Annotated in this window: 13 protein-coding genes; 1 reads left to right on the forward strand and 12 read right to left on the reverse strand. The window is 35.7% G+C overall.

Translation table 11 applies throughout. The annotated features are described in order from the left end of the window. Positions 1-6: 6 nt before the first annotated feature. From ilvD to BUL40_RS05575, 5 genes are all read right to left on the reverse strand, one after another. Positions 7-1,683 (reverse strand): dihydroxy-acid dehydratase, encoded by a 1,677-nt coding sequence (ilvD, locus tag BUL40_RS05555; protein ID WP_080318417.1) that lies wholly within the window; start codon positions 1,681-1,683, stop codon positions 7-9. A 233-nt stretch (positions 1,684-1,916) separates the two neighbouring features. Continuing rightward, positions 1,917-2,768, reverse strand: a complete 852-nt coding sequence (locus tag BUL40_RS05560; RefSeq protein ID WP_080318418.1) for a 5-oxoprolinase subunit C family protein — start codon at positions 2,766-2,768, stop codon at positions 1,917-1,919. Further along, entirely contained in the window at positions 2,761-3,513 is a 753-nt protein-coding gene (gene pxpB / locus BUL40_RS05565; protein WP_080318419.1) for a 5-oxoprolinase subunit PxpB, read from the reverse strand. Before pxpB ends, BUL40_RS05560 begins: the two co-directional genes overlap by 8 nt. Continuing rightward, entirely contained in the window at positions 3,497-4,231 is a 735-nt protein-coding gene (locus BUL40_RS05570; protein ID WP_080318420.1) for a LamB/YcsF family protein, read from the reverse strand. Before BUL40_RS05570 ends, pxpB begins: the two co-directional genes overlap by 17 nt. Before the next feature lie 3 nt (positions 4,232-4,234). Next, the gene (locus BUL40_RS05575; RefSeq protein WP_080318421.1) at positions 4,235-5,428 is read right to left on the reverse strand and encodes an Nramp family divalent metal transporter; all 1,194 of its coding nucleotides are present in this window, start codon (positions 5,426-5,428) and stop codon (positions 4,235-4,237) included. Positions 5,429-5,596: 168 nt separating this feature from the next. Between BUL40_RS05575 and BUL40_RS05580 the strand changes: the two genes are divergently transcribed. Next, positions 5,597-6,040: a hypothetical protein gene (locus BUL40_RS05580; RefSeq protein ID WP_010516598.1), complete on the forward strand. Its 444-nt coding sequence runs from the start codon at positions 5,597-5,599 to the stop codon at positions 6,038-6,040. Here BUL40_RS05580 and BUL40_RS05585 read toward each other — a convergent pair. The 7 genes from BUL40_RS05585 to tilS form a co-directional block, all read right to left on the reverse strand. Then, positions 6,037-7,572: a YifB family Mg chelatase-like AAA ATPase gene (locus BUL40_RS05585; protein ID WP_080318422.1), complete on the reverse strand. Its 1,536-nt coding sequence runs from the start codon at positions 7,570-7,572 to the stop codon at positions 6,037-6,039. The genes BUL40_RS05580 and BUL40_RS05585 overlap by 4 nt on opposite strands. 33 nt (positions 7,573-7,605) lie before the next feature. Continuing rightward, a complete protein-coding gene (locus tag BUL40_RS05590) occupies positions 7,606-9,357 on the reverse strand; it encodes a hypothetical protein (protein ID WP_080318423.1) in 1,752 nt (583 codons plus the stop codon). Next, positions 9,358-10,695, reverse strand: coding sequence for a DUF4249 domain-containing protein (locus BUL40_RS05595; protein WP_080318424.1), 1,338 nt, complete (start codon positions 10,693-10,695; stop codon positions 9,358-9,360). After that, positions 10,695-13,247: a TonB-dependent receptor gene (locus BUL40_RS05600; protein WP_244901826.1), complete on the reverse strand. Its 2,553-nt coding sequence runs from the start codon at positions 13,245-13,247 to the stop codon at positions 10,695-10,697. The genes BUL40_RS05595 and BUL40_RS05600 overlap by 1 nt, the downstream gene beginning before the upstream one ends. A 315-nt stretch (positions 13,248-13,562) precedes the next feature. Further along, positions 13,563-15,959: a penicillin acylase family protein gene (locus BUL40_RS05605; protein WP_080318426.1), complete on the reverse strand. Its 2,397-nt coding sequence runs from the start codon at positions 15,957-15,959 to the stop codon at positions 13,563-13,565. A 51-nt stretch (positions 15,960-16,010) separates the two neighbouring features. Then, positions 16,011-17,969: a protein-disulfide reductase DsbD family protein gene (locus BUL40_RS05610; RefSeq protein ID WP_080318427.1), complete on the reverse strand. Its 1,959-nt coding sequence runs from the start codon at positions 17,967-17,969 to the stop codon at positions 16,011-16,013. Then, positions 17,970-19,277 carry a tRNA lysidine(34) synthetase TilS gene (gene tilS, locus BUL40_RS05615; protein WP_080318428.1) on the reverse strand — a complete coding sequence of 436 codons (1,308 nt, stop codon included), beginning with the start codon at positions 19,275-19,277 and terminating at the stop codon, positions 17,970-17,972. Positions 19,278-19,290 lie beyond the last annotated feature (13 nt).

A 19,290-nucleotide genomic window follows, 5' to 3' on the forward strand; every position in this document is an offset into this window, starting at 1 on the left:
CTTTTTTTAAAGGGCGTCAGTTACACAGCCTTTAGAGGCAGACGAAACTGTTTTAGCATATTTATACAAACTTCCTTTTCTCACTTTTAAATCTGGAGCAGCCCATTTGGCTTTCCTTTTTGCCATTTCTTCATCAGAAATTGCCACAGAAATGGTGTTTGCCTCGGCATCTATGGTGATTATATCGCCGTCTTCTACCAAAGCAATGTTACCACCTTCTTGTGCTTCTGGAGCAATATGCCCTACCACAAAACCGTGTGTACCACCAGAGAATCTACCATCGGTAATCAATGCTACATCTTTACCTAGCCCAGCACCCATTATAGCAGCTGTAGGTTTTAGCATTTCTGGCATACCTGGACCACCTTGAGGACCTTCATAACGGATAACCACAACATTACCTTTTTTTACCAAGCCATCGCGGATTCCTGCATTAGCCTCAAATTCGCCATTAAAGACTTTTGCAGGACCGGAGAAATGCAACCCTTCTTTACCTGTAATCTTAGCTACGGAACCTAATTCTGCCAGGTTACCGTATAAAATTCTTAAATGCCCTGTTTCTTTAATAGGATTGTCCAGACCATGAACCACATCTTGTCCGTCATGTAAGCCTGGAACATCTTTCATATTCTCTGCCAATGTTTTCCCGGTTACGGTTAAACAATCGCCGTGTAACATGTTATTTTCTAACATAAACTTGATTACTCCGGGGACACCACCTACATTGTGCAAGTCTTCCATAGAATACTTACCACTTGGCTTTAAATCTGCTAAAAACGGAGTGGTATCGCTAATACGTTGAAAGTCGTCTAAGGTAAAATCTATCTCCGCAGCTTTTGCGATTGCCAAAAAGTGCAATACCGCATTGGTAGAACCACCAAGTACAGTTATAAGACGCACGGCATTCTCCAAAGACTTTTTAGTGATGATGTCTAATGGTTTAATGTCATTTTCAATAAGGTAGCGCATCGCTTCCCCTGTTGCCTTACCATCATTATTTTTTTGCGAACCTACCGCCGGATTAGAAGAACTATACGGCAAAGACATACCTAATACCTCTATAGCCGAAGCCATGGTATTTGCCGTGTACATACCGCCGCATGCACCTGCACCCGGACACGCTTTTTGTATTACGGATTTGTATTCTTTTTCATCAATAGAACCAGCTACCTTCTCTCCCCATGCCTCAAAAGCAGAAACTACATCTAATTTTTTATCGTTATGACAACCTGAGGCTATGGTACCACCGTATAAAAGAATAGAAGGTCTATTTAAACGAATCATCCCCATTAGTGCTCCTGGCATATTTTTATCGCAACCAACCACGGTAACCAGACCATCATAGTTCATGGCCTGAACAACGGTCTCCATAGAATCTGCAATTATATCTCTTGAAGGTAAAGAATAACGCATACCGTAGGTACCCATAGATATACCATCACTAACGCCGATACTATTAAATATTAAACCAACAAGCTCTTTAGATTGTACGCCTGCCTTTACGTGTTTGGCCAAATCATTTAAATGCATGTTACAAGGATTGCCCTCATAACCTGTACTACCAATACCTATAAAAGGCTTTTTTAAATCATCCTCTGTTAGCCCCAAAGCATAAAGCATTGCCTGTGCTGCAGGCTGGGTTGGGTCTTGAGTAACGTTTTTACTGTACTTGTTTAATTCCATTATAATATGTTCCCTAAAATGTAGGTTTTCCTTAATTTATTTTCAGTTTTCAAAGATATATGTTTACAACACCCTATATTTTTAACACACCTCATGTGTTTAGGTTCACTATTATTCAATAGTATTTAAAACACTGCATATCAGTATTTTAAGTGTGTTTTAAATATCATATTCAACTCTTGAATAAAGTTGATAGTTTTTAAAGTAAAGGTGGTAAGAAATATAAAGGGTAGCTAAAAAACTGTATCGGCCAATTTAAATTGCAGTTTATCCTGATGTTTTTTTTGAGCCAGTAAGGCTATAGCTTCTGGCCTTAATTGAAGAATTCTAGGGTAACCTCCAGTTGTTTGCCCATCTTTCATTAGAATTATAAGTCTTCCTGCTGGTGTAAATTGAACGGTACCTGGTTGTGTAGCCGCCGTTAAAATTGAAGTGTTATGCCCTACCAGCAACTCGTGTAATTGATAAGCCATTCGGTTATTCTCCTTTGCAATAGTAAACTGTTTGGAAAACAAGTGGGCCAACTGGTTATCAGTGAGTAAATGGAACTCCGGACCTCTATCTACTAAAAGCGTTTCTTTAGCATAATTTTCTTTAGCTTTTAGCTCCGAAATTTTAGGCTGAAAACTATTGACCGCCCCATAATTTAAAACATCTCCTTTTTCTAGTTTTACTGCCATAGTTAATGGAGCATACTGGGATGCGCTATTTAAAACGATTTCAGCGTTAAAACCATTTTTTACACCTAAATAACAGCGTAAACCAGTATTTAATTTTCCAAATCTTAAGGTATCCCCAGCATTAACCTTGTAGATCTTATAATTGGTAATGGAAACTTTGTTTAATTGTGCCGAAAGGTCTGCACCACCCAAGCAGATAAAGGTTGGCTGGGTAAATACCAATTCTGGCCCCATCATAGTTATTTCGAGTATGGGAGTCGACGTGGGGTTTTCTAATAGACCATTTACCTTATTGTAAGCCTCATTGTCCATTACACCGCTTATTGGAACACCTTTGTTTCTATAACCAAACCTGCCCGCATCTTGTATGGTTGTATAAAAACCAGCTTTTATCACTTTAAGCATCTATAACTACTTTTTCTGGTTCATAAATACCTACGTCCATTTGGATTTTGATATGCTCATATTCTGATTGGGAAATTGATTTAAATTGAACCTTATCGCCCACACTAAAAAAGCATGGATTACTTTTAGATACGTTGAATAGAGGAACAGGACAGTTACCAATTATGTTCCAACCCCCAGGGGATGCCTGCGGATAAATACCGGTTTGTTTTGACGCTAAACCTACAGCGCCTTTTTCAACTTTTAAACGTGGTACTGGTTTTCTTGGAATTTCTAATATTTGCGGTAAACCACCTAAATACATGAACCCTGGCAAAAATCCAATACCATAAATTGTATAAACCGCTTCTGTATGCAGGTTAATAAGTTCATTTTTACTTAGTCCTAAAAAATTAGCCGCCTCGGATAAATCAATACCGTAAACCTCATCATAACATACCGGTAGAATCCATTTAACATGACGCTTAGAAGTAGTAAGCACTAAATTATTGTATTCCTTCCTAATTAATTCAACCAGTTCTTTATAAGAAAACAATTCAACCCCATTATAGATCAAGGTTAACGTGTTATAAGATGAAATAAACTCCCAATCATTGTTTATTTTTTTCTTTAACGCTTTAGTTAATTGCAAATTAGCACTCAATATTTGTTCCGAAACATCCTCTTTCCATGTAATCTCAATCGCTTTTTGTCCAAAGGGTTGAATTCTGATTGGCAAATGTTTGCTGTTATCTGATTTGGACATGATGTTCTGGTAATTTTGTTCTTAGATATTGCAAAATTTTGTGTGCATTTTCTGTATCACCATGTACACACAGGGTGTTTACTTTTATTTCTTGAAAAGAGTTATCTAAAGCTTTTACTCTATTTTCTTTAATCATAGGTAAAATGTGCGCCAAAATTTCTTCTTCATTTAAAATTAAAGCATTTACATCCTTCCTAGAAATTAACTTTAGATTCTTTTCATAATTACGATCTGCAAAACCTTCAAAAAAGACTGGCAAATCATTTTTCTGACATAGTTCTGCAAGTACGGAATTATAAGGCGTATAAATTCCAATTGTATTGGAATGTTCTAGAACCACTTTTATAAATAATGCCGCCATATCATAATCATCTAACAATTGATTGTACAAAGCGCCATGCGCTTTAATATGGTGTAAATTTACCCCATGTCTATTGGCCACTTTAAAAGCCAAATTTAATTGCTGGGAAAGACATTGTTTTAAATCATTTTCTGAAATATCCATGACCACTCTACCAAAATTTTCTTTATCTGGATATCCCGGATGCGCACCTATTCTCAAATTATAAGAATTTGCCAGTATTAGTGTTTTTTCAAAAAGTACTGGGTTTCCGGCATGTGCCCCACAGGCAATATTGCAACTACTCAACAAGGGAATTAAATGTTCTTCATTCCCAACACCCTCCCCTACATCTGCATTTAAATCTATGGTAAACATCTTTTATAAAATCCCGATTACTTTAACGATACTTCTTAATCCAAGAACAATGGATAAAACAATAATCAATAACGCCGTAAAGTTTTGCCATTTTGTATTAACGTAATGGCGCATTATTTTTTTACTATTTACCAACCATAACAACAAGATTGCCATAATTGGCAAAAGTAGACCATTGGCTACTTGCGCAAATTTTATAATTTGAATAGGCTTAAAATCAAATGAAAGGGAAAAAACTCCTATTAAAATTATTAAAAGCCAAACAGACCTAAACCGCCAGTCTTTTGTAGAAGCTTTCCAACCAAAACAACTATTGGCTACATAAGCGGCCGCCAAAGGTGCGGTTATCGCAGAGGTCAATCCGGCTGCAAATAATCCTAATCCCATAAAAAAACGGGCACCAGCCCCAAACAAAGGTTCTAGACCCAATGCCAAATCCATAACCGTATTAATTTCACCCTTAGGAATAGCGGCAGAAGCAACAATAACAGCCATTGAAACCAGACCACCAATACCTATTGAAAAAACCGTATCCCATTGCACCCATTTTAAGTCTCTATACGATTTCCATTTTTTATTTACCAAAGACGCATGCAGAAATAAATTGTAGGGTACAACCGTAGTACCTACCAAACTCACTACGGTAAACCAACTTCCTGTTTGTACCCTAGGTATAAACAAACCTTCTAACAATGGCAGTAATTTAGGTTTTGTTAGTACAGCAGTAATTAGAAATGAAATACTCATTAGACCAATCAGCACAATAAAAATACGTTCCAAATTTTTATAGCTACCAATCCAGAGTAAACCTATAGCGAAGGAACCAACTATAATTGGATATAGGGTATTTAATGTAGGCCCAAATATGGCTTCTAGGCCTAGAACTGCCCCACCTATATTGCCTGCTTCATAAGCTGTATTGCCAATTAAAATAGCGCCAAGGACTATTCCTAAAATAAGATATTTAAACCATGCTTGTCCTATCTCCTTGGTAATAGCATCTGCCAACCCCATTTTGGTTATTAGTCCCAACCGGGCTGCCATTTCTTGCAAAACCATTGTTGCCAAAATGGAAAGCAAAATTGCCCATAGCAAAGCAAAACCAAAACGAACACCGGCCAAGGAACAAGCTGTTATGGTTCCTGGACCTATAAAAGCAGCGGCCACTAGTACACCTGGCCCAATTTTTTTAAACATGCGGATTACAATTCACAGCGTCAATTTAACAGTTCTAATTTAGTTTATGTGCATTTCATCTAAAAAAGTGTATTTCATCTAAAAGTTGAATTGAAAATATACTAATTGAATAATGGTACAGTTATAATATTCCCAAATCTAAATTTAAACCAAAAGAGACCTACTTACATGACATGCTGTGATTGTAAAAAAAATATCGGTTTTAGGGAGCAACAAGACTCACTCGAAAAATATGGCGTTGCCTTATGTGAACGCCATAGCCGATTAATAGATAAAATTAGAGAAACAAACAATACCCCACTAGAGGCAGTACAGTTATACTACGCCCTAAAAGAAGCGGGAGCCAACCCCATGTTGGAATGGTGGGATGGTCATAAATCCATAGACATTGCAATTTCTAGAGTAAAACTTAATATTGAGCTAGAAACAGAATACCAAATGATTACCCACGAGCAAGCAATAAATGACCTAGAAGATGCCATGCATTCGTTTAAAAATGGTTTTACAACCATTCGTGTTCCAAGTATTGTTGTACGTTATTATCTAGCAGACACGGTACGTAACATTCTTGGTATTATGGAAGGTTTAAAGGCGAATATTAAAGTTATCTAACCAAGCCAGCCTTCTCTATCCAAACTTCTATATTGTATGGCTTCTGAAATATGTGAGCCATTGATATCTTTTTGATTATCTAAATCTGCTATAGTACGGGCAACTTTTAAGATTCTATCGTATGCACGAGCAGAAAGATTTAAGCGTTCCATGGCTGTCTTAAGCAATAGCTTTGAATCTTCATCTAAAACACAGAACTTCCTTATTTGTTTAGTACTCATTTGGGCATTATAATGCACCTTTTCTACTGTTTGAAAACGGGTAGTTTGTATTTCTCTAGCTTTTGTAACCCTTTTGCGTATTTCTTTACTGCTCTCTCCTTTTCTATCTTCTGAAAGTTTATCAAAAGGCACCGGCGTAACTTCTATGTGAATATCGATTCTATCCAATAAAGGTCCGGAAATTTTACTTAAATAACGCTGCATTTCTGCAGGAGATGACGTTACTGGAGCATCTGGATCATTAAAATATCCACCCGGGCTTGGATTCATACTTGCTACCAGCATAAAACTACTTGGGTAAGTTACCGTAAATCTTGCTCTTGAAATTGTAACATCCCGATCTTCTAAGGGTTGGCGCATAACCTCCAATACCGAACGTTTAAATTCTGGTAATTCATCTAAAAAAAGAACCCCATTATGTGCCAAAGATATTTCTCCTGGTTGTGGATACGTACCTCCGCCCACAAGTGCTACGTCTGAAATGGTATGATGGGGAGACCTGAATGGCCGTTGACTCATTAAACCAGAGTCCTTTACCTTGCCTACCACACTATGGATTTTGGTTGTTTCTAAAGCTTCGTGCAACGTCATGGGTGGCAATATAGAGGGCAGTCTTTTCGCCAACATGGTCTTACCTGCGCCCGGCGGCCCAATAAGGATTATATTATGGCCTCCTGCAGCGGCTATTTCCATGCATCGCTTAATACTCTCTTGCCCACGTACGTCGGAAAAGTCAAACTCTGGGAAATCTAACTGCTTATAAAATTCGGCACGTGTATCAATAACGGTTTGCTCTAAAGGTGTGCCATTATCAAAAAATTCTATTACCTCTTTTATACTTTCAACACCATAAACTTCTAACTTATTAACTATGGCTGCTTCTTTTGCATTCTCTTTTGGTAATATAAAACCTTTATAGCCTTCTTCTTGTGCCTTGATGGCAATAGGTAATGCACCTTTAATTGGTTGTAAGGTACCGTCTAACGATAGTTCTCCCATAATGAGGTATCTATCAATATCTGGGCTCTTTATCTGATTAGACGCGGCTAAAATGCCAAGAGCCAAAGTTAAATCGTACGCAGAGCCTTCTTTTCTAAGGTCTGCAGGTGCCATATTAATTGTAATTTTTTTACCTGGAATTTTAAAACCATTGTTTTGTAGGGCTGCTGCTATTCTATAGTTGCTTTCTTTAATGGCATTATCTGGCAATCCTACCAAATGATACCCAATACCCTTATCTATATTTACCTCAACGGTAATAGTAGTGGCTTCCACGCCAAAAACAGCGCTTCCGTATACTTTAATTAGCATGTGTTAGTGTTTGGTGCTAATTTAAAATATTTGTTATTCTACTGAAAATGATTGGCTTAAAAAAATAGGTTTACCGTAACTGGTGAAGCCATCTAATATAATCTTGAAATCACCTTTAATATCTGAGGTGTAGAACGAAAAAGTAGAAATTTCTTTATTAATTTCAAAGCTAGGTTCCCACATTAGGATTCTTCTGTAATCTGGAACGTTTTTATATGTTTCTTCTAAATTATCATAGGACTGGGTATAATATTGTTTTTTGGAAATCGGTGTCTCAATACTCTTATTTATTCCAATTGGTGGTACGTAATTTTCATAGAAATCACCATCAAAGGTTTCTATCGCCATAACACCTTGATAATCTTTATTCCCCAAAACAAATTGATCTCTTATTAGACTTATACTTTTAATCTTATGTGCATTATACTCCCTTATAGATTCATGATTTGGAATGAAAACACCATCAATAAGCACAATAGACGGATAATTATTATAGTCTTCCGTAACTTTTTCAAAATCCTGTAAAATTCTAATATAATCTATTCCGTTTCCATTTTTTCTATAACCTGCATTATTTAAGATTTCCACCAAAGTTTCTTCCAACGTATTAAATCTGGTATAATCATCTAAATAAACAACCTCTGGAATGCCCCCATCAAATGGGTCAATTCTATCTCCGATTAAGATTGAATCTGGTTTAACCTCAAAAAATTGATTTTCAATTTGATTGTATATACTACGTTGTTTTATTTTATTAATATCTCTTTTGCGTAATACAATTTCCTTTGGACTAAAGGCCGCTTTTTCTATAGTTTTTTTTAATCCCCACTCAATATTTATACTATCTGTTGCATTTAGCGGTTGTACAACCATTCTATTTAACCTGTATGGTTTTTTAATGTAAGTGTAGTAAAATCCTTCTGAGTTTGTTCTAGCATATTTTAGGATTGATTCTTTACCAGGTGATGATAATACAACCATCTGATTAGTAACTTTACTGCCTTTATTATCTTTTACTTGACCATAGAATAATTCGCCTCTCTGCTCTGGTAAATTTATGGTGTCGCCTATTTTTATATTTAATTGTTTAGCACTTTTAATAAAATAACTCTTGTAATCAACTGCATACTTATTTTCTAGTTGTAAAAACTCGGGCTCTTTTACTACTTTAATTGTGTAGGTTCCATTGCCTAAATAATCTTTAAAATTTCTAATTGAAAAAGATACTTTTTCTCGCGTCTTTACCAACTTTGTTTCTAAAATTATCTGCAAATCTTTTGTAGAACTATTAGTAATTGTTTTGTTTAAAAAATTTAGTTCATCGTCCTCAACAATTTTCAATTTATTAGAGTCCTTATAAGGGTTTATTATATAGATATCCTTTACAAAAGCTTGCTTCATAGTAAGGTTAGCCATCCAATAAGTATAACCTATTAACCTGTAATTACCTGTTTGTACGTCTACCGGAATAAAAAAATCCCCTTGGGCCAAACCGTTTTCTAACCTTAATTTTTGTTGTATTATGATTTCGTTGTTTTGATCAATCAATTCTATATACGCTACGCTACTTATTTTAGACAACTTACTATTGGCACTATTGAAACAATAAAACTGATAATACAAATATTCCCCCGGTAAAAACACATTTTCAGATACACTAATATAGACCCGCTCTTGAGAAAGGCTAGTAAGATTACTTACCTCCTCTATATCCTTAACCACGTATTGTGCCATGCAAAATAACGGTCCTAAAAAAAGTAAAATATTTGCCAGGGTATTTTTCATCTAATTTTCTATCCAAAATTCTGGTTCAACATTTTTACCCAATAATCTACAGTCCCCACAAATTCTAGGTGTAAAAATATAATCGCTTATACAAGAAGCGAATGGTACAGCTCCTTCTTGGTATGGCCCATAATAGGTGATAATATTTTTAGAAACGCTTTCTATGATGGATTGTGGACATGGATTTGCAACTGGCGGACCAGAATAACAATAAGAAAGATGAGATTCCGGAGCCGTAAATAAATTACAATTAAAAGGATATGGGGGTAAATCCTCATTAGGAAAGAAATCCGTGTAATTAAAAAAGAGTCTTTTTTCTGATACGGAAACTGCATCTACATAACCTAAGACTAATTCTTCTTGATCAACAACATTTGTTACATTGGCCTGTAAGGTTCCCGGTTGTACTTGAGACAAAACACTTTCTGATTGGGAGAAATTATCAAGTGCCTGAAAAAATGAGAACGCATCAACGGATTCTACGTATTGTTTTACAAGGATGCTATACCTATGGCTTATAATAAAGTTTTCTCTCCCTATGAAGCGTACAAGTTGCTTTTTTACATTTGCGGTTTCTGTATTGTTGGTACTATAAACATCAATTGTGTTAGAAGATACGGTATTATAACAAACTTGGTCTTCATAATCTTTTTGAACTATCTCTAGATCATAAGTTGGCGCTGGTAGGGCGCATGGGTCATAATTTGTAAGAACAAACTCCTCATCGTCCCATAATGGCGCTACAATTTTATAGGTTTCATCGTAAGCTATCCTAAAATAGTCTGCTTGGCCGGTAATTGGAGAAGCATCTATGTATATGGCTACGCCATCAACACCAGAATCGCTTACTGCCCTTTCTGCATAAACATTTGTAACTTCTGCAGTACCCGCTATTTCTAACTTATCAGAGATATATTTTCTGCCATTTGATGTAACTATTTCCAATGTGTAGGACTGGTTGTTTTCAAGAGCAAATTGTTGATTGGATATGTAATGACCGCCTCTACCCTCTGTAAAGAAATAGGATTGATTAGTACTAGAATTTAAAACCACGACGGCATCTGTTTCAATATTTACAGAATCTGTTGGTCTTAGTCCTGGGGTTATGAAAGGGTTATAGACCGTATCTGTTTCTAAATCCAGTCTTAAGTCCATTCTACTTAAGAACACTTCTTGGTGTTTTACTTCGTCAGTAAAAGTTGCCTCAATTACTAAAGAAATTTCTTGATTAGAATTAAACTCTTCTATAGGCAACTCTTCTATACAAGACATACTGCAACAAAATAAGATTGCCAGTATCAAAGCTCTAGTGATGATGTTGTTTAGATACTTCTTCATCAAAACTTAAAATTATAGGTTATAGAGGGTATTGGAATACCAAAAATAGAACTCTGTAAAGCCTTGACTTCTCCATCTTCAGTTACGAAGAATACTGAGTACGGATTATTGCGACCTAGGACATTGTAAACTTGAAATGTAATAAAACTGTGTGCTAGCTTCTTTTTTTTGTGATTGCCTTCTACATTAAAACCTAAATCTAATCTGTAATAATCTGGTATTCTAAATTTATTACGCTCACTAAAGACTACAAAATCCGCATTGTTAAACCGATACGTTCCAACAGGAAATGTTACAGGACGCCCTGTCTGGTAAGAAAAATTCATAGAAAAACTAAATCTTCTTGTTAATCTATAATTTGCAATTAAACTTACATCATGTGGTTTATCAAAATTTGATGGAAAAAAATCTCCATTATTAATAGTTTCTTCATCAAACTCACTAGAAAACGAATATAAAGACCTAGAATAGGTATAGCTTAACCATCCGTTTAAATCTCCTCTATTTTTTTTCAGCATAAACTCAACACCATACGCCTTTCCTTTGCCTTGTAATACTTCGGTTTCTACATTTTGATTTAAGAATAATTCAGCTCCAGTTTTAAAATCTAGAACGTTATCCATCCATTTGTAGTAAGTTTCTAGGCTTATTTCAAATTCATCTTCTTTTAGATTTTTATATAACCCGATAACAGCCTGAATACTTTTTTGGGGTTTAATGTGCAAATCAGATAGTTTCCAGGTATCTATTGGAGAGACAGTTGTATTACTGGAAAGTGTATGAACATATTGGTAGGAGTTATTTAAGCTTCCCTTTAATGAAAAAGATGGATTGATTAAATAGCGAACAGAAAAACGAGCTTCTGGGCCAAAATACGATTTAATCGATTCTAAATTTGAATAGTTAAGCGTGTCTACAACTGTACCTTCATTTTTTGGTTGGTTTTCCTCATAAACACGTTGGTATCGCTCCCCTAAGGCAGTAAAATTTGTCAATCTAGCACCAAGATTAACTTGCAACTTATCACTAACACTTAATTCTGACCCAACATACAAGCCACTTTCTAGTGCTTTTTCATTTTGTATTTGTAATTCTTGAATATCTGAATTTACGTCTCCTGGAGAAATACGACCAGGGTTTACTTGATAATACTTTGTTGCTAAACCGTAATTTACTTTTAATTTTTTAGATAAATCTTTTTGTAAATCATAACCAAGAAATGTTTCATTTATACCGTATGCTAAATCAAAATTTCTATTACCCTCATCATTAAATCCAATATCAAAATTATACCTGCTGTGGTTTATGTTAAATTGTCCAATTGTTTTTTCATTTAATTTATGATTCCAAACAATGGACCCTGCTGTATTTTGATATTTAAAAAGGGAATCTTTAGTTACCGAAAACCGATCACCACTATTATAAGCTGTTATATTTAAATCGCTATCGTCCGTAAATCTATGGTTTAGCTTGATGATTCCATCATAAAAGGATGCTTTACTATTTTTTAGATTTTCATCATCAAGATTTGCCAAAATATAGTCTGCATACGCGCCTCTTCCCCCTATTAGTAAGGCGGTCGTATCTTTTTTAATTGGAATCTCCAGGGCTAGATTTGCCGTAACCGGACCCAAAGAACCTTCTACACCAATTTCTTTAGGTATATTCTTTTTGGTTTTAATATCAATTACCGAAGATAGCCGGCCACCAAACTTTAGCGGTGCGTCTGCTTTGTAAACGGCAACTTTATCTGTTATAAAAGGATTTAATGCCTGAAAAATCCCGAAGAAATGTGATGGATTATAAATAACCGTATGGTCTAATAGTATTAAGTTTTGATCTGTCTTACCACCTCTTACATTAATTCCTCCAGAACCCTCACCCGCAGAGGTTATACCTGGAAGGGCTTTTGCTATTTGTAGTACGTTGCGCTCGCCTAGAACCAGCGGAATTTCTTTAGTTTCCTCTGTAGAAAATTCTTCTTTGCCAGTATTGGAATCTAATATATTACTCTTCGCATCTGCCTCTACAATAACTTCATCCAATATTTCCAAACTCTCCTCCAAAAAAACGGTAAAGCCACCGGTATTATACACAATTACATCTTGATATGTAGTTTTAACTCCCATTGCACTAAATACCAGTTCGTTTAAACCATACTGCATGTTTAAGGTAAAGTCCCCAGAATCTTTTGAAACTAATGTGTTAGCAGTGGTCTTGTTTTGTATTACAAGATTTGCAATTGGTTCGTTAGTTGTTTGGTACAAGGCCTTACCATTAACTTGGTAAATAGCCCTTGCATCACTAGCTAAACTCTTACCAACAGTTATTGGTCGTGGTTTATTTTCGTTACCTCCATAAGATGGCTCATAAAATAAAGGTGTAACAATCGTAGCGATTCTGTTGTTTAAAACAGAATCTTCTGTTTTTTGGGTTGGATAGAAACTCTTTGGAAGTTCATCATAAATCAAATCATTCTTTAGAATAAAAATACGTTTTTCCTTATCCAGAATATAATAGTTAAAAATGGTGCCTTCAACTAAGCTGTCCATTATATTAACTAACGAGGTATTTTTAAAAGAATAATTCTTTCGTTCTGAAAACCAATTTTTATTGTAAAAAAAATGATATCCGGAAATCTCTTGTAAACTATCCAATACCTGATTCAATTTGATATTAGAATAGTCAAGGCTAATAGCTTTATCCTGAGCGTTTAGCCACAGGTTTGACGCTAAGAAAATACATAAAAACCAATACTTTGGTTGTTTAAGTTTTTGATTCAATTTAAGGTATAGCTGGTTATTGCTTCAAAAATTACAAAATGTTATTGAAAACTAAGGCATTACACATTAAATAATAGTGAATTATTACTTCTTTGGCTCCAAAACTAAGACATCTTTAGAAACCGACTCTATTTCTTGTTGGTTCATCATCATTTTTCTGAATTCTCCCTTTACATATTGTTCCACTTGATCTTTGTAATGCTTGCTTAATGGATTACCAGATTGCCCCGTAGGTAAAATACTTGTGCTATTCTCAATATCAGAAAAATCGATTACCCGTCTTGTGGACGGTCCGGAAGTAACTCTATAAAACCCAGTACTATCATAGGGGAAACTCATATTATTAATTACCTCCCTACTCCCTTCTACAGGGAATGGCCCCACATTAAAAAAAGAACGCAGGGCTTCTACTTGACCTATTGGATGCTCAAACTCTATTGTATGTACCCTATCCCATGTCCATTTGGTATAATCAGGTCCAAAATCCCTTACTAAAGATTTATATGCATCTGCCAAGGAGCGGGCTACTATATCTTCTTTGGTTTCTATTTTGTCCTTTGTTCTAACATCGTCCCACCAAATTCCTGTTTTGAATCTTGTGCCGGTTGCAACGTGCCTTTTCATCAAGTGGGTTCCTAAAAACTGTTCAAATTTTTCTGGTCCCAATTCATCTTCAAAAGAATTTTTTAGAACATAATAAACACTTCTGTGAAAGAAAGTAGCCGCCACACTATTAAGTGGGTAATCCCCTTCCCAAGAGTTTAACAGGTCCAACATTTCTAATTGTTCTGGACTATAATTTGATATCCCAACAAAACGTAAAGATTCGTTTATAATTTGAGGATTTAAAGAAGATGTAACGTCTAATATCATTTTTTGCGTGTCACTTAGAGTCCAATCTTCTTTATTGTCCAAAAGCGCTACAATTCGTTTTGCCCTGTTTTCCGGTAGGTAATAACCAGGATATAGTTTACCATTTACACTATCTGGTTGGTTATTTGCAGAATATATATAGTTCCAAGGTGGATTAATAGCGTGTGGGTTGTCTTTGAATTCAATAAAGCCTATTGGTTCTGCGTTACCTAAAGTACCATCTAGTATAAACTTGGTTTGTACGCTATCTGGCATAGTATATAATTGAGCAGTTGCCCACCATGCTACATTTCCTTCTGCGTCTCCATACATAACATTTAGACCAGGGGCATGTATTTTGGGCAATGCAGCCCTAAAATCTGTTATATTCTTAGATTTTATCATACCGAAAAGACCGTCTAAAACTTCATTAGTCTCTTTTTTGGTATACATCCAAGACATAGCCACTGGTGTTTTATCTTCAATTTGTTTGGCAATTCCGTTTAAAACAGGGCCATGTCTAGATACTTTGTATGTAAATTCAATATCCGCTTCATCTTTTACACGAATTGTTTTAGTAATCGTTTTATAATCTTGCCAACCACTTTCTGTTTTGTACTGATTTGGGTTTTCAGGATTATTCGTTTCATAATAAAAGTCTAAGTCATCATTTTGGAACATGGTAAGCCCGTAAGCTATTTTTCTATCATGACCTAATAAGGGAAAAGGAACCCCAGCTAAGTGGTATCCATATTTTTCATAAGTTGGTGTAACCAAATGCGCCTCGTACCAAACCGATGGCTGTGCAAAACCAATATGCGGATCATTTGCAAAAATAACCTTTCCGTTCTTTGTCTTTTCAGGAGCCAACACCCAACTATTACTACCTTCAAACAAGGGAACTGGTAATTTTTCCAATGCATTATAAGCTATTCCGGATAATTGACTTGACACAGAATCCTTATCTCTATCGTAATTTTTAATTATTTCAGTTGCCGTATTGGTATTTATGGGTAGATTTTTTAAATATTCTGGCCCTAATTTATCTTTTATATGTGTAAGTAAAGGGTCGGTCTTATGTGCTTGGGCAAAGGTAAATGCCATATAACCAACTGTGTTGTACACATCTTCTAAGGTAAATGGGCGTTTATCAATACCGGTTAAATAAAACTCAATAGGCGTTGGCCCTTCTTCTAAAAACTGATTTATACCGTCTAAATAAGCCTGGGCCAACCGTACCATTTCAGAATTTATATCTAATTGACGTACCGTTTTTTTTGTATGTTCATCTATACCTAAAGAGAGCATAAACTTATCGGTATCTACTAAGTCCTTACCAAATACCTCGCTCAATTCTCCTTTTGCTATACGGCGCATGAGCTCCATTTGCCACAATCGGTCTTGTGCATGCACATATCCCAAAGAACGGTAAGCATCTTCCTCGGTATTTGCATATATATGAGGTATACCATAAGGATCAAAATAAACGGTAACTTTTTCTGCTAGACCATTAATTTCTTTGGATCCTTCGTAAGATGGTGTTAAGGTGTTTACAAAAATAAATACAGCAAATAAAAAAAGAAGCAATAGCCCTAAAACGGACCAAAGTACTTTACGTAACTTTTTCATTGGGGGTGATTAGTTGGTCAAACCCCTAAATTAGTCTTTTTTCAGAAAAAATTACTTTTTATTTAATCCAGATTTAAGCCAATTTAGATAAGTGGTTTTATCCACATATTGTACCGCTTCCGTAAGTATCTCTAGCTCTGGCGAAAGCAACACATAATAGGGTTGAGAAGCAGAATTAAAATTTACCGTTTGAAACGTTCCCCACTTCTGCCCAATAGTATTTATAGACTTTATCCTTCCGCCATCATATTGGAATTTGAACTGCTCACTTTTTGGCAATTCTTTTCTATCATCAACGTACAATGAAATCAATATGTATTCATCCTTTATTATAGGGTAGATTTCAGGATCGCTCCATACATTCTCTTCCATTTTTCTGCAGTTTACACAGGCCCAACCCGTAAAATCTAATAAGATAGGTTTGTCCTCTGCTTTTGCAACCGCTAAGCCCTCTTCAAAATTCTTATAACAATTTAATCCTAAAGGACATTCCGTCTCTTGTTCCAGGACGGAATAAAAAGCTGGAGGAGGAAAACCGCTTAGCATTTTCAACGGTACAACTTTGGCTACCCCTAAAATTAAATACACACTAAACAGAAAGCTAACTATGCTGAGTGCTTTTCTACCTACGGATAGTTTTTGCTTAGGACCATCATGTGGAAAACGTAATAGGCCAAGTAGATAAAGCGTTAGCAATACAAATATTACTATCCAAATTATCAAAAACACTTCTCTTTTTAAAAGCCCCCAATGGCCAACTAAATCTGCGTTAGATAAGAACTTAAAAGCTAAAGCCAACTCCAAAAATCCTAAAGTAACTTTTACGGTTGTCATCCAACCGCCAGATTTTGGCAAAGAGTTTAACCATGCCGGGAATAGAGCAAATAACATAAACGGCAAGGCAAGTGCCACCCCAAAACCTGTCATACCAGCAGTTAAATTATTGGCCACACTACCTTCTGCTAGGGTAGTACTACCCAACAAGCCTCCAAGTATTGGCCCGGTACAGGAAAAAGAAACAATTGCCAATGTTATGGCCATAAAGAATATACCTAGTGCACCCCCTACCTTATTAGAAGCGCTATCTAATTTATTGGCCCAAGAATTTGGCAAGGTTAATTCATAATAACCAAAAAACGAAAAGGCAAAGAAGATAAAAATGACAAAGAAAAAGACATTTAACCACACGTTGGTTGCAATGGTATTTAGAATTTGTGAATCTACCGAGTTAAATAAATGAAAGGGCAAACTCAATAAAAAATAAATAAGGACGATAAAGAAACCATATAGCAAGGCATTCTTTATTCCTTTTGCCCTTGTTCCCGTATGTTTAGTAAAAAAGGAAACTGTAAGTGGTATTAAAGGAAAAACGCATGGCGTAAATAAGGCGATTAAGCCTCCTAAAAAACCCAATCCAAACACTACCCACAAATTACTCACGCTATTCTTATTGACTCCTTCTGCACCGTTTAATCGTTCTTTATGTTTTAAGTCTAGTTTTAGCGCAGCCGTCATTTGTTCACTTCTTGCATCTAATTTTTCCGCTACTAGATTTAAGGCAGACCCATCTAAAGAAATATTAAACTCTTCCTCTTTTAAAACACATACTTCTTTACAAATTTGATAATACAGGATAACCTTAATCTGCCTTACATTAGGTTTTAATAATTCTATTTGTTGATTAAAAACAGCTTCTTCTTTAAAAAAAGTCTCGTCCACCTCAAAAACCTCCGTGTATTTGGTATATGTTTTTCCCTCTTTGGTTTTACCAACCAACTTATAATCTTCACCAACGCCAACAAATTCAAACTCACTGGGCATAGACCCCCCCTCTGCCGTGTATAGCGAGTATATGAACCAGTCTTGTAAAATTTTTGCGCTAAACTGTAATTGAAATTCCGTATCCGATAGCTTTTCTACATTATGGGACCATACGGCAGGCTCTTCCTCTGTCTGGGCATAAAAAAATTGAAAAATCAGTACAAATAGAAGTAGGAAACTTTTTTTCATTTAATTCAAAATAACTTTTAATATTTCGGTAGTCGTATCTTTTACCTTATACCTATCATCAATCCTTTTACCCACCACCCAAACAATATCTTCGCCAGAACAGAGCAACCATTGTTGTTCTTTTTCTAGAACATCCATCTTTTCATCCTTAAAAAATTTGGACAACTTCTTGCTACCCTTCATGCCAAAGGGATAAAAATAATCGCCTTTTTGCCACTTCCTTAAAACTAAGGGGTACTTTAACAAATCCTTATCTAAATAGGCTATGCTATCGGATTTTTTCCCAATCTGATCAACGCTTTCAAAAACCAAAGCAATAGGATAAGTTAACAACGAGATATGCGTGGGTATACTATAGTGGTCAGACGGAGCTTTTCTTTCCTTTTCTGTTAAGATTAAAGTAGTTCTATCTTTTACCAACATGTGGGTTTTAGAGGTTATAAACTTACCGCTTTGCGCATAAAGTAAAGCTTCTAAATCTTTCCATTGCGTAAATTGATAGGGTTTAAACAACAGGTACAAATAATCCTTCAAGGGCATCAATTTCTGTAGTTCCGCTATTTCAATCTGTATATGCCCCTTACGTTGTATAAACAAATTGTTACGTAGCAATAGTGCATAATCTTCCAATAACTTGGCAGAACCGTTTAAATGGGATAGTGTTTGTCTAAAATTGGTATCAAAATTAGGGTGTAGCCCTTCTAATATTGGTACTATATTATTTCTTATGGTGTTGCGCTTGTATTTATCGCTTTTATTACTGCTGTCTTCACGCCATGACAGAGCATGTGCGTTTGCAAAAGATAATAATTCTTTTCTGGTAAATGGAAGTAGCGGTCTAATTATATTAAGATTGATAGTAGGCACTCCTAGTAAGCCTTCTAATCCCGTACCCCTAGCAAAGTTGATTAAAAAAGTTTCTAGACTATCATTGGCATGGTGCCCGGTTAGTATAAATTGAAACTGATGTTCTGTACATAATTCTTCAAAGAAAGTGTACCGCAGGTCTCTAGCAATCATTTGTAACGAACCTGAAGCATTTTCCTGAATTATTTTAGTGTCAAAACGCTTGATATATAAGGGAACCGCTAAGGACTTAGCCAAAGTTGTTACAAATTGTTCATCTCCTTCACTTTCTTCTCCTCGTAATTTATAATTACAATGCACCAAGGCAAAATCTAGATGCAAAGCTTTGGATAGGTGGGCAAGAAGTACACTGTCCAAACCACCACTGCAAGCAATTAACAGTTTAGAATGGAGTAATTGGGGTAAATTTTCTTTTATATGTGCTTTAAACTTGTCCAGCATTTAGGACAAAGGT

Origin of the sequence: Croceivirga radicis (assembly GCF_002072105.2) — a bacterium.
Lineage (GTDB): Bacteria > Bacteroidota > Bacteroidia > Flavobacteriales > Flavobacteriaceae > Croceivirga > Croceivirga radicis.

Bases quoted from the DNA above. Each gene is read 5' to 3' on its own strand.
- BUL40_RS05595 (WP_080318424.1), bottom strand. From the start codon at position 10,695: ATGAAGAAGTATCTAAACAACATCATCACTAGAGCTTTGATACTGGCA.
- pxpB (WP_080318419.1), bottom strand. From the start codon at position 3,513: ATGTCCAAATCAGATAACAGCAAACATTTGCCAATCAGAATTCAACCC.
- BUL40_RS05585 (WP_080318422.1), bottom strand. From the start codon at position 7,572: ATGCTAATTAAAGTATACGGAAGCGCTGTTTTTGGCGTGGAAGCCACT.
- BUL40_RS05575 (WP_080318421.1), bottom strand. From the start codon at position 5,428: ATGTTTAAAAAAATTGGGCCAGGTGTACTAGTGGCCGCTGCTTTTATA.
- ilvD (WP_080318417.1), bottom strand. From the start codon at position 1,683: ATGGAATTAAACAAGTACAGTAAAAACGTTACTCAAGACCCAACCCAG.
- BUL40_RS05570 (WP_080318420.1), bottom strand. From the start codon at position 4,231: ATGTTTACCATAGATTTAAATGCAGATGTAGGGGAGGGTGTTGGGAAT.
- BUL40_RS05605 (WP_080318426.1), bottom strand. From the start codon at position 15,959: ATGAAAAAGTTACGTAAAGTACTTTGGTCCGTTTTAGGGCTATTGCTT.
- BUL40_RS05590 (WP_080318423.1), bottom strand. From the start codon at position 9,357: ATGAAAAATACCCTGGCAAATATTTTACTTTTTTTAGGACCGTTATTT.
- tilS (WP_080318428.1), bottom strand. From the start codon at position 19,277: ATGCTGGACAAGTTTAAAGCACATATAAAAGAAAATTTACCCCAATTA.
- BUL40_RS05580 (WP_010516598.1), top strand. From the start codon at position 5,597: ATGACATGCTGTGATTGTAAAAAAAATATCGGTTTTAGGGAGCAACAA.
- BUL40_RS05600 (WP_244901826.1), bottom strand. From the start codon at position 13,247: ATGGACAGCTTAGTTGAAGGCACCATTTTTAACTATTATATTCTGGAT.
- BUL40_RS05560 (WP_080318418.1), bottom strand. From the start codon at position 2,768: ATGCTTAAAGTGATAAAAGCTGGTTTTTATACAACCATACAAGATGCG.
- BUL40_RS05610 (WP_080318427.1), bottom strand. From the start codon at position 17,969: ATGAAAAAAAGTTTCCTACTTCTATTTGTACTGATTTTTCAATTTTTT.